This window comes from Aquimarina gracilis, assembly GCF_035285365.1.
GTDB lineage: Bacteria > Bacteroidota > Bacteroidia > Flavobacteriales > Flavobacteriaceae > Aquimarina > Aquimarina gracilis.
Window position 1 is genome coordinate 341,839 of record NZ_JAYKLX010000002.1, and the last position, 12,099, is coordinate 353,937.

General features: G+C 32.7%; 10 protein-coding genes. 5 read left to right on the top strand and 5 right to left on the bottom strand.

Translation table 11 applies throughout. The features are described from left to right. Nucleotides 1-62 precede the first annotated feature (62 nt). Nucleotides 63-2,249 (bottom strand): glutamine synthetase III family protein, encoded by a 2,187-nt coding sequence (locus tag U6A24_RS04510; RefSeq protein WP_324178747.1) that lies wholly within the window; start codon nt 2,247-2,249, stop codon nt 63-65. Nucleotides 2,250-2,469: 220 nt separating this feature from the next. Between U6A24_RS04510 and U6A24_RS04515 the strand changes: the two genes are divergently transcribed. After that, complete coding sequence (locus U6A24_RS04515) at nt 2,470-3,498, top strand: glutamine synthetase beta-grasp domain-containing protein (RefSeq protein ID WP_324178748.1); 1,029 nt, start codon at nt 2,470-2,472, stop codon at nt 3,496-3,498. A 74-nt stretch (nt 3,499-3,572) separates the two neighbouring features. On the opposite strand, the gene U6A24_RS04520 is transcribed toward U6A24_RS04515, so the two are convergent. From U6A24_RS04520 to U6A24_RS04535, 4 genes are all read right to left on the bottom strand, one after another. Continuing rightward, nucleotides 3,573-4,298, bottom strand: a complete 726-nt coding sequence (locus U6A24_RS04520) for a LytR/AlgR family response regulator transcription factor (protein WP_324178749.1) — start codon at nt 4,296-4,298, stop codon at nt 3,573-3,575. Further along, on the bottom strand, nt 4,288-5,331 hold the full coding sequence (locus tag U6A24_RS04525; protein WP_324179014.1) for a sensor histidine kinase: 1,044 nt from the start codon (nt 5,329-5,331) through the stop codon (nt 4,288-4,290). The genes U6A24_RS04520 and U6A24_RS04525 overlap by 11 nt, the downstream gene beginning before the upstream one ends. A 47-nt stretch (nt 5,332-5,378) precedes the next feature. Next, nucleotides 5,379-6,782: an alpha/beta hydrolase family protein gene (locus U6A24_RS04530; protein ID WP_324178750.1), complete on the bottom strand. Its 1,404-nt coding sequence runs from the start codon at nt 6,780-6,782 to the stop codon at nt 5,379-5,381. Between the two features lie 104 nt (nt 6,783-6,886). Then, complete coding sequence (locus U6A24_RS04535; protein WP_324178751.1) at nt 6,887-7,840, bottom strand: calcium/sodium antiporter; 954 nt, start codon at nt 7,838-7,840, stop codon at nt 6,887-6,889. 185 nt (nt 7,841-8,025) lie between these two features. On the opposite strand from U6A24_RS04535, the gene U6A24_RS04540 reads away from it, so the two are divergent. The 4 genes from U6A24_RS04540 (at nt 8,026) to U6A24_RS04555 (ending at nt 12,095) form a co-directional block, all read left to right on the top strand. Then, nucleotides 8,026-8,382 (top strand): BlaI/MecI/CopY family transcriptional regulator, encoded by a 357-nt coding sequence (locus tag U6A24_RS04540; RefSeq protein ID WP_324178752.1) that lies wholly within the window; start codon nt 8,026-8,028, stop codon nt 8,380-8,382. A gap of 2 nt (nt 8,383-8,384) precedes the next feature. Further along, entirely contained in the window at nt 8,385-10,280 is a 1,896-nt protein-coding gene (locus U6A24_RS04545; RefSeq protein WP_324178753.1) for a TonB-dependent receptor plug domain-containing protein, read from the top strand. A 26-nt stretch (nt 10,281-10,306) separates the two neighbouring features. Then, nucleotides 10,307-11,881 (top strand): M56 family metallopeptidase, encoded by a 1,575-nt coding sequence (locus U6A24_RS04550; protein ID WP_324178754.1) that lies wholly within the window; start codon nt 10,307-10,309, stop codon nt 11,879-11,881. A 61-nt stretch (nt 11,882-11,942) separates the two neighbouring features. Beyond that, nucleotides 11,943-12,095: an SsrA-binding protein gene (locus U6A24_RS04555; protein WP_324178755.1), complete on the top strand. Its 153-nt coding sequence runs from the start codon at nt 11,943-11,945 to the stop codon at nt 12,093-12,095. Nucleotides 12,096-12,099: the final 4 nt, after the last annotated feature.

The window sequence follows — 12,099 nt, forward strand, 5'->3', positions numbered from 1 at the left end:
CAGGTTTTATTATTTTGTTAAGAATAACACATAAAAAGCACTGCAAGTAAGTTTATTCCTACTTATCTAGTAAACAGGAGTTCACGGTATTTTGTTAAAGGCCATAATTCATCATCTACCAAGAGTTCCAATTTATCGCAACTGTACCTAATTTCATCAAATAACGGTTTTACTTTTTTACAATAATCTGAAGCCTTTTTCTCTAAGTCTATAAGTTTATTTGCTTTTCTGCGTTGTTCTGTCATTTCATTCACCTTGGTATTTATCTTACCTATGTACTGAGAAATATCTTCAATAATTTGCATTTGTTCTTTGCCATATTCCTTGAAATCTTTACCATACAGTTCTTTCAGGCCCGAAACATTATTAATGAGCATGTTTTGATATCGTATTGCGGTAGGAATAATATGATTGCGTGCAATATCGCCAAGTACCCTGCCTTCAATTTGTATGCGCATAACATATTCTTCAACCTCTATTTCATAACGAGCTTTTGCCTCTATCTCATTCATTACTCCCATCTCCTCAAAAAGTTTAATGTTCTTTTCAGAAATCTTTGCCTTTAATGCTTCTGGAGTTGTTTTATTGTTGCTTAACCCTCTTTTCTTAGCTTCTTTTTCCCATTCGTCACTATATCCATTCCCTTCAAAAAGAATATTTTTGGATTGTTTGATGTACTCGCGCAATACATTAAAAATTGCTTCATCTTTTTTCAATCCTTTTTTATCTATTAACTTATCAACTTCCTTTTTGAAATCGGTCAACTGCTTGGCTACAATTGTATTAAGGATAGTCATAGGATTAGCACAATTTGCCTTTGAACCTACTGCTCTAAATTCAAATTTATTCCCCGTAAACGCGAAAGGGGATGTCCTATTACGGTCGGTATTATCCAAAAGAATTTCCGGTATTTTTCCAACAACATTTAATTTAAGATCTGTTTTTTCCTGTGGTGATAATTTCCCATCTGTTACTCCTTCCAACTCCTTAAGTACAGCTGTTAACTGTTCTCCAATAAACACCGACATAATTGCCGGAGGAGCTTCGTTTGCACCTAATCTATGATCATTACTTGCAGAAGCTATACCAGCTCTCATCAATTCTTCATTTTCATTAATAGCTTTTATCGTATTAATGAAGAATGTTAAAAACTGTAGGTTACTCATTGGGGTTTTTCCTGGACTTAGAAGATTTACTCCGGTATTTGTTCCCAGGGACCAATTATTATGTTTTCCGGATCCATTCACTCCAGCAAAGGGTTTTTCATGCAGTAAAACTCTAAGCTTATGCCTGGCCGCAACTTTACCCATGATATCCATTAATAGAGAATTATGATCTACAGCCAGATTTGTTTCCTCATAAATGGGAGCCAATTCAAATTGATTTGGAGCCACCTCATTATGTCTTGTCTTTACAGGAATACCAAGTTTCATACACTCTATTTCAAGATCCATCATAAAATTTAGTGCCCTGGTAGGAATACTACCAAAATAGTGATCATCTAATTGTTGTCCTTTGGCCGAAGAATGACCCAATAGCGTTCTACCTGTCATTACGATATCTGGTCGCGACTCTACTAGTGCGTGATCGATCAAAAAATACTCTTGTTCCCAGCCCAAAGAAGCATTTACTTTTTTTACATTTTTATCAAAATACTTCGCGATTGCTGTGGCCGCTTCGTCTACGGCATGCAAAGCCCTTAATAAAGGCGTTTTATAATCCAACGCTTCACCAGTATAGGCCACAAAAACGGTAGGAATACACAATGTTGTACCATAAATAAATGCAGGAGAAGTAGGGTCCCATGCCGTATATCCTCTGGCTTCAAATGTATTACGAATTCCACCATGTGGAAAAGAAGACGCATCGGGTTCCTGTTGAACCAATTGCCCTCCTCCAAACTTCTCTATTCCTTGTCCATTTCCAACGGTTTCAAAAAAAGCATCATGCTTTTCTGCGGTAGCCCCTGTAAGTGGTTGAAACCAATGTGTATAATGTGTAACCCCTTTTGATAATGACCATTCTTTCATGGCAGAAGCTATTTGATCGGCAATCTTACGATCTATCTTCGACCCATGCTCTATAGCATCCATTACACTCGTATAAGCATCCTTTGTTAAATATTGAAGCATTGTCGTTTGGTTAAATACATTTTCCCCAAACAATATAGAGCGGCGCTCTGTTTCTGTAACTGTTACAGAACTACGATTTAACGTTTCTTTTAAGGCTTGAAATCTAAGTGTAGACATAATCAAATAAATTTTACTACAAATATAAAACAAGTTTCTATTGTTAATATGAAAAATATACTCTTTTAAAATTAATGATTTTGAAAAATACCCCCTAAAAAAATAGGGTGTTAATAAAAATGAGTATAACTTTTGATTAAATACCCCTGTTTTTTTTGCTCATAACAAAAGAAGAATTAATTTTGACACCTTTAAGAGTTCAATTTATAAAGTGTTAATTATGAGTAAAGCTAAATTAGAATACATTTGGCTAGATGGTTACAAACCAACTGCTAATCTAAGAAGTAAAACAAAAATCGAAGAGGATTTTAGCGGAAAGCTTGAAGATTGCCCAATGTGGTCTTTTGATGGTAGTTCAACTAAACAAGCTGAAGGTGGATCTTCAGACTGTCTATTAAAGCCTGTAGCTATCTATCCTGATCCTACAAGAAAAAATGGATATTTAGTAATGACAGAAGTTCTAAATGCAGACGGTACTCCTCATGAGTCTAATGCAAGAGCTACTATTGATGATAATGATAATGATTTCTGGTTTGGTTTTGAGCAAGAATACTTCATTATGGACAAAAACACTCAATTACCATTAGGTTTCCCTGTGGGTGGTTATCCTGGTCCACAAGGGATGTACTATTGTTCTGTAGGAGGAAAAAATACTCATGGAAGAGACTTTGTAGAAGAACATGCTGATCTATGTATCGAAGCTGGACTTAACTTTGAAGGAATTAATCAAGAAGTTGCCAGTGGACAGTGGGAATTTCAACTTTTTTCTAAAGGAGCAAAAAAAGCTGGTGATGAAATATGGGTAGCAAGATACCTATTAGATCGTCTTACTGAAAAATACGGTTATTATATTGAATATCACCCAAAACCAATTAAAGGAGATTGGAATGGATCTGGTATGCACGCAAACTTCTCTAATTCTGTACTAAGAACTTGTGGTTCCCAGGAAGTATATGAAGCTATTTGTGAAGCTTTCAGACCTGTAACAAAAGAGCACATTGAAGTATATGGTGAATTTAATGACCAAAGATTAACAGGAGATCATGAAACACAATCTATCAATGAATTCTCTTATGGAGTATCTGATAGAGGAGCTTCTATTAGAATTCCAATTATCACCGTTGAAAATGGATGGAAAGGATGGTTAGAAGATCGTCGTCCAGCATCTAATGGTGACCCATATAAGATTGCTGCAAGAATTGTAAAAACTGTTAAAACAGCAGACGTAGAAGCATTACTTGCTCAATAAGAGACTAAGAACTGAACTAACTATACTATGTTGGTTAAACGCAAAAAAACCTCTGAAAATATTCAGAGGTTTTTTTATAAACCTAGCTCGTCTCTGAATTTTATAGATTGTCTTCTGGATATTTCAATCTCAACATCTAAACCTAAGTCTATTTTTAACTTACCGTTAAACCATGGAGTTACTTTTTTTATATAATTAAGGTTAATTATTTGTTGCCTATTTGCCCTAAAGAAAACAGTAGTAGGAAGCTTTCCCTCGACCTGATTTAAGGATTTATAAATAAGAGGCTTTTCATTTTCGAAATACACTCTGGTATAATTACCTACTACTTCGAAAAATTTGATGTCGGATATGGTAACCAGCCAACATTTTTCACCTTCTTTAATGAAAATTTGACTCATCTCTGAGAGTTTTTCACTTGATGCAGCTTTTTTCTTTTTAGATAACTCTTCTTTCAACTTATCGATCGTCTTGGAAAACCTCGATTGGTTTATAGGTTTCAATAAGTAGTCGAAAGCATTATACTCAAAAGATTTTATAGCATATTCGTCATAGGCCGTTGTAAATACCACCAATGGAACCTGATCCAACATTTCAAGCAGATCAAACCCATTTTTTTCTGGCATATTAATATCCAAAAACAATATATCAGGATTAACCTCGACAATAAGCTTGAAAGCTTCGTCTACATTTTTGGCTTCTCCAATAACTTTGATCGAAGGGTATTCCTTTAATAATTCTTGCAATTCTTTTCTCGCAAGTCTTGAGTCTTCAACTATAACTGCCGTATTATGATTCATCTAATGGGATTCTAATTTTAGCAATTACTTTATCGTTTTCTTCTTTCAGATCAAAAAGAGCCTTATTACCATAAAGTAATCGTAACCTTTCTTTTATATTATTAAGTCCAATTCTGGTGGAAGATTTCACCTGTTTCAACCTACCATTATTACTCACAATAATACATAAATTATATTCCTCTTTATGTATCTCCAACTCAACCCAACCTCCTTTTACTTGATTAGAAACACCATGTTTTATAGCGTTCTCTATAAGCATTTGAATAAGCATTGGAGGCACCTCAACATCTAGCACATTTTTGTCAACTTTTTCTCTGTACTCCAATCGATCTTCTAATTGGATTTTTGATAACTCGACATAATTCTCTACCGTTTCTAATTCTTCTTGAAGCAATATTGTGTCCAACGTATCACTATTTAATGAGTACCTTAATAGTTCTGACAACTTTGTAATCATTTCTCTGGATTTGGGGACATCTTCTAGCATCAACCCGCGAATATTATTAAGACTATTAAACATGAAATGCGGATTGATTTGTCCTTTTAAAGTATTTAATTGAGATTCTTTGAGGTTTGATATTAGTTTCAAACGTTCAACTTTTTCTTTTTGAGATCTTAGAAAGGCTTTTATTGAAAAATATAAAATACCCCAAAACAACAACATAAAGAAAGTATTAAGAATGTTGGCCAAAAAATTAAATTCGATTTCCTTTCCTTCAAAAATCGAATAAAAATAACTTGCAATCATATACTCGAACCCAACCAACAAGAAACATGTAACCAAAATTGTTACAACAACCCAAAGAACCGTTTGCAAATTAAAATCATCAAAAGAGATTTTTCTAAGATAAAACCATCTCATTAAGCTAGTAAACAACACTCCAGAAACCACAATTAGAATCCCTTCGGTAATAATGTAATTAAGAGAAACATCCTCTATAATTGCGGATTTCAAAAACACTTGTGTTAATGCCAAGCCGCCCCAACCTAAAAATTGCAATATCCAGAACCATGACTGTTGTGTCAATTTCATCTTACTCAAAACTTATACTTTTATACTTTCAAACTGAAAAATAAAGATTAAAATCTTTTGTTTATCCAATCACTTATCATTTTCATAACCTCAACGTTAAATGTTTCTTCAATTTTAGCATATTCGGAGCTGGCCCCTGTATCTGCCATTTGAAATAGGTGATTTACTCCTTCTATTTCTTTTATCGTTATATCTTCATTTCCTGATTTCTTTAACACTTCGTCAATTCTTGTTAAGTTAATTTCAGTAATTACCTGAAAATCCTTACTACCATTTAATGCCAAAACCGGCACCTTAGTTTTTGATAAAAATTTGGCTGGATCAGTTTTTATGAAATAATGCATCCATGGATCATTTACAAATTGCCTTAATTGTTTTTCTACTTCTCCCAGAGGAAACTTTTCTTTTTGGTCATTATTCAAACTTCTGTGATATGTTTCAATTTCCTTTTTCACTTTAGTTTTTATAACCTGAGGATTATCTTCATGATAAACTGTCGACAAAACGATATCTACAAACTTGTTATTTATTTTTATGATTTCGGCAGGTACATTCTCTAATTCTGCACCACGATTTATTTGTGATAAAAGAACTTCTCGTCCTGCAACACCAGTTCCCGATAACAAAACAACAAATGAAACGTCTTTTCTTCTTGATGCTACCATTGGCGCAATAAAACCACCTTCACTATGCCCAACTAAACCAATTTTTTGTGTATTTACATCCCTTCTTTTTTTTAGAAAATCAATAGCTGCCTCTACATCTGTAGCAAAATCAGCAGAAGTTGCCCCTTCAAAAACTCCTTCACTTTTGGCGACACCCCTATCATCATAGCGAAGAACAGCAACTCCATTACGAGTTAAATAATCAGAAAGCACTAAAAACGGCCTATGGTTAAATGCTTTAATCTCTTCATCTCTATTCTGCGGACCTGATCCCGATATCAATATTATAACTGGCGGATTATCGACGTCTTTTGGTAGCGTTAATGTCCCAGATAGTTTTATGTTGTTTGCACTTGCATTATTAAAGCTTACATCTATCGAAGTATATGGATAAGGTTTTTTAGGATCTTGCAATCTTGATACAGTCCTAACATCGCCTCGTTTTAATATTAAAGGCAATTCGCCGGCCCCTTGACTAAACGTTCCCTTTATTTCATTATCTTTTAATACTCCTTTAAAACTAATTTTTAACGCACTTACTTCAAACTGAAAGTTTCCTTCTGCAAATACTGTCTTATCACACGGAAATTCTTGATCGGATTGTCTGGGACTTTTTAACGTTGAAGTATAAGAATCATTATTTTTTACAACCGTAATGACTACAGGTAATTCGGAACCTGAAACATTGAGTGCACCGTTCCACATACCTTCAACCTGTTGTGCATTTACAATTTGAGAAACAAGAATAATTACCGCTGCAATTATCCATTTTATAAGTGTAACCATAATAACTGTTTTTTTGATTCACTATCAAAAGTATATGAAAACAGCCTTGCGGTTTATAGAATTATGATAAACGGTTTTTCTGAATGGTAAATGGCAACGCCAAATTATTTAATAAACACAAGTGCTATAAAAACCGTATAAGCGACAAAAATCAAGAAACCTTTAGGTCGGCTAAGGACCATTCTCTTAGGGATAAATGCCAATGGAAGTAAAACCAATGCAAATCCAAGCATCCAATAAATATTTACATTCATTAACGTTTCGTCTTTTACAGCAATGGGTTGAATTAAAGATGTTATCCCTAAAACAGATGCTATATTAAAAATATTGGAGCCTATAAGATTGCCCAACGATATAGCCTTTTCTTTTTTTAGTGCCGCTATAACCGAAGCAGCTAATTCGGGAACACTTGTTCCCACCGCAATAAGAGTCACTGCTATAACACCTTCACTTACGCCCATTTTTACTGCTATATCTTCGGCTCCCTTAACTAACAATTCTGACCCAAAATACAAAGCACAACCGCCTATTAATAACCACACAATGATTTTAAAATTTGATGTTTTTTGCAAAGAATCATCGACTTCCTCTAACATAACGTCTGAAAACTTTCGAGCTCTCCTTATTAATAAAAAAAGATAGACAAGCAATGACAAGAAGAGCATACCCCCTTCGAATTGAGTTAGCATTCCATCATTATCCAAAAGCAAGTACAACGCAAAGGATAGCAATACCATTACAGGCCAATTGAATTTATAAAAATCTCTATCAATTGCCAAAGGCCCTATAATAGCTGTTATACCCAAAACCAAACCTATGTTAGCAATATTTGAACCTACAACATTCCCTAAAGAAATATCAGATAATCCGTCTAGGGCAGCTTGTATACTAACCAATAGCTCTGGAGCAGAAGTTGCAAAAGAAACTACCGTTAGACCTATAACCATTTTAGACAATTTAAGCCTAAACGATAGTGCCACCGAAGATCTCACCAAAAACTCACCCCCTACAACGAGAAGTACAAAGCCAATTAACACATAAAGTATGCTTAAAAACATAGAATATTATTTGGATGCGAATATAAAATAAGTATCTCGTAGTTCTATAAATATCAAAACTATTTTATCATTTTTTTGGAAAGAAATAGGTTTTTAAAAACTATAAAAATAGTTAAATAACTATAAAAATAGTTGTATAACTAAAATTATAGTTATATGTTTGACCATGTTTAATTAATTTTCTCATGGAAAAACTTACAAACAAAGAAGAAGAGATAATGCACGCATTATGGAAATTAGGGAAAGCTTTTGCCAAAGAGGTACAAGCAGAGCTTAATAATACTGTTCATTACAACACTGTATCTACCATTATTCGAAATCTTGAAGAGAAGGGATATATTAGTCATAAGGCTTTTGGAAAGACTCATCAGTACTATCCTATCATTACCAAGGAACAATATAGTAGCCAATTTGTTGGAAAAGCTATGTCACAGTATTTCAACAACTCTTACAAAAACATGGTATCATTTTTTGCCAAAGAAGAAAAGATTACTGCTGAAGAACTACGTGAAATTTTAAAAGTAATAGAGGAAAAAAAATAGCCATGGAAACATTTCTTATCTACCTTCTGAAATCAAGTGTTTTACTAGGTATTTTCTACTTAGGGTATTATTTCTTACTTAGAAAAGATACATTTTTCAATGTGAATCGACATTTTTTATTGATAGGTATTTTGATTTCATTGTTTTTACCTTTCCTAGAGCTTACCACCATAAAATTTATAGAGGCTCCTAATTTTCAAATTGTTGATTATGGAACCCAAATAGAATCTAGTAAACCAGAACCTTCTATAAACTGGTGGCAAATTGGTGCAATACTTTATTGCATTGGGGTTTTTATATTTACTATACGCTTTTTCGTACAACTTGCTTCCTTAAAAAAGCTATTTGGTAACAATCCCAAAGTAAAGCAAGGAGACTTTGTATTTATCGAAGTACGTGAAGATATCGCACCATTTTCTTTCTTTAACCATATCGTATATAATCCAAGTTTGCATACTAAAGTTGAACTGGAAATGATTCTCAAACATGAAAAAATACATGTTATACAATATCATACAATTGACTTATTGGCTATTAATCTTTTCACAATTTTTCAATGGATTAACCCTGCGGTTTGGTTTTATAAGAACAGCCTTGAACAAAACTTAGAATTCATAGCCGATAAAGAAACAATTAATCAGGTAAATTCAAAAAAAGAATATCAGTTAACCTTGGTGAAGGTATCATCAAACAACTATGCAACCATTGCAAATAATTTTTATCAGTCATTAATCAAAAAACGAATAGTCATGTTAAACAAAAGAACATCGCAAAATGGCAAACTCTGGAAAATAACTTTTATGCTTCCATTGCTGTACCTATTTTTAGTGAGTTTTAATTCTAATGAAATAGTAAAGATCAAAGAGAACACATTTGACACGAAATCAAACCAAACGTTATTGCTTCAAAAAGAAGGAGAAAAGGTAATTGAATTTATAATTAGTAAAAACTCGACAAAAAAGGATTTAGATAATGTAAAAAAGACGTTTAAAGATGAGTTTAATGTGGAAGTTAAATTCTCAGGTATTGAAAGAAACAGTGATGATGAAATCACAGGAATTAAAGTAGCTATTAACGCTCCAAAAAGCAATGCAAATTATGCTCTTCAAAATGATAGCCCTATTAATCCTTTTGTAATTTCATACAACGATAAAACCAACAAGATAAATATTGGCCAATCTGAAAGTAGTCATGATTTTGTATGGGTTAACAAAAATGGTACTGGGAAAAGTAAGATTATAGAGATTCATTCGGATGACGATAAAAAACATGAAGTTATCATTTCTGGCAGCGGAAAAAACAAAGTAGTAAGAATAAAAGACAAAAATGGAAAGGTAATCACAGAAGAAATACATGGTAGTTCTCATGATGGTGTTTATGAATTCCGTACTGACGATGATAATACTTTTGCCTTTATTACTGGCAATGACGGAAAAGAACCCTTGTTGTATATAGACGGAAAAGAATCATCAAAAGAAAAAATGAAAAAACTTGATTCTAAGAGCATTGAAAGTATTAATGTTCTAAAAGGTGACACCGCTATTAAAAAGTATGGCAAAAAAGCCAAAAACGGAGTTATTGAGATTACTACCAAAAAAATGGCTAATAAAGGAACTGGGTTTCATTTTAAAACCGATTCTAAAAAATACTTGGGTACGTTACAAAAAAACAAAGCCAAAATAAACATTTATGAAAACAAGTATGCCATAACTCCAGAAAAAATACCTTCTAATGCGCTAGTATACATTGATGGAAACAAGAGTACTTTCCATAATTTTGAAAATCTTAATACCAACGCTATTACATCGATCAACGTTCTAAAAAAAGAAACTGCGACTATAAAATATGGTAAAAAAGCCGAAAACGCTGTCATCGAAATAACCACCAAAAACAACTAATGAATTTCCCAGGATAAAAAAATGATATGGAAACAACCTTAATCTACTTATTGAAAGTCAACCTATTAATTTCTATTTTTTACTTAACTTATTTTCTATTATTAAAAAGGGATACGTTTTTTAACATAAATCGTCATTTTTTTATCCTGGGTATAATAATTTCAATACTACTGCCTCTTGTAGAGTTTTCTGAAATTATTTATATCGAGAATCCTAATACTATAATTTCAAAAGAAATTCCAACAACAACACAAGAATTTGTTCTACCAAACACTATTTCTGAAGTAAATCAAATTAACTGGTGGTTCATTGGGGGTATCATATACGGGCTTGGATTATTTTTATTTTCTATTCGGTTTAGTATCCAATTAATATCACTTAGTAAATTATTAAATAGCAGTCGAAGTAGATCTAAGGACACGTTTCGCCTTATCGAGATCAATCAAGATATAGCTCCTTTTTCCTTTTTTAAGTATATCGTTTACAATCCAACGTTGCATTCTGACAAAGAGTTACGTATGATTCTAAAACATGAAATGATTCATGCCAAACAACATCATACTATAGATCTTCTTTTAGCCAATCTATTAACCGTTGTTTTATGGTATAATCCATTTATGTGGTTATACAAGAAAAGTCTTGAACAAAATTTGGAGTTCATTGCAGATCAAGAAACTATCAAGGAGGTTTCTTCGCCTAAAGAATATCAACTAACCATGGTGAACATATCATCAAATCACCACATAGCCATAACGAATAATTTTTATCAATCATTAATCAAAAAAAGAATCCTTATGATTAACAAACAACCATCAAAAAGACTAAACATAATTAAATTTGGTATTATCCTTCCAATATTATCTTTATTTCTATGGAGTTTCAATACAAAAGAAGTTATCAAATACAAGACTGAAAAATCTTCAAACGAAAAACAAACAGAATTCGTTTTAGATTCTACAAAACCTTATATGGGTTCTCTATCCAAGGACATAACAAAGGAAAGTACCATAGAAGAACTTAAAGAGTTTAAGAATTTTGTAAAGGAGTATTTCAATGTTGAAATCGAATTTGACAATATTGATTTTAAAGACAATCTTATTTCACAAATGAGCATGAAATTTGAAGATACTTACGGAAACAAAGGATCGTTTAAAAGCGATAATGGGAACGAATACATCCGGCCTGTTATTTTTAAGATCAGGGTGAATCAAAATGGAAAAACCGAAGAAATTGGATTTTTCAGACCAGAATCGGCACTAGATTCTGTTATAGTTGTAGACAATGGCGAAAACATAAACCAATTTACTTCTTTGGGGGAAAGCCCTATATATATTGTCAATGGAACGCAATATGAAAAGTCTCAATTAATAGGAAAGACTTTTTTAACGAATAAAAAAATAATGTTATTTATTGGCAAAAATGCAGTCTCAAAATATGGTAAGAAAGCCAAAGATGGTGTCGTTGTATTAGAAAATGCCACTCCATGGAAGAGTATGACTACCAGAATTGATGATCAATACCGAAAAGAGCATGAAAAAGCTCATTTAATTGGTATTACTTCCAAAAATCCAGAATTAGTTTTTGCACAATTTAAAAAATAATCTGACATACATTTTAATCAAAAACTCGCTTATACCAGCGAGTTTTTTTTATTTTCGCATTATGAACAATATCTTATTTTCGATCTTGGCCAAATTAAATAAACTAATCTTACCTAGTTTTACCAAGAGACGTTTGGACTTAAGTAAGGCTTCAAAATTGCAATTGCTCATTTTTGGATGGAAATTATATGTCACCAAAAGAGCTTTAAAATAATCCT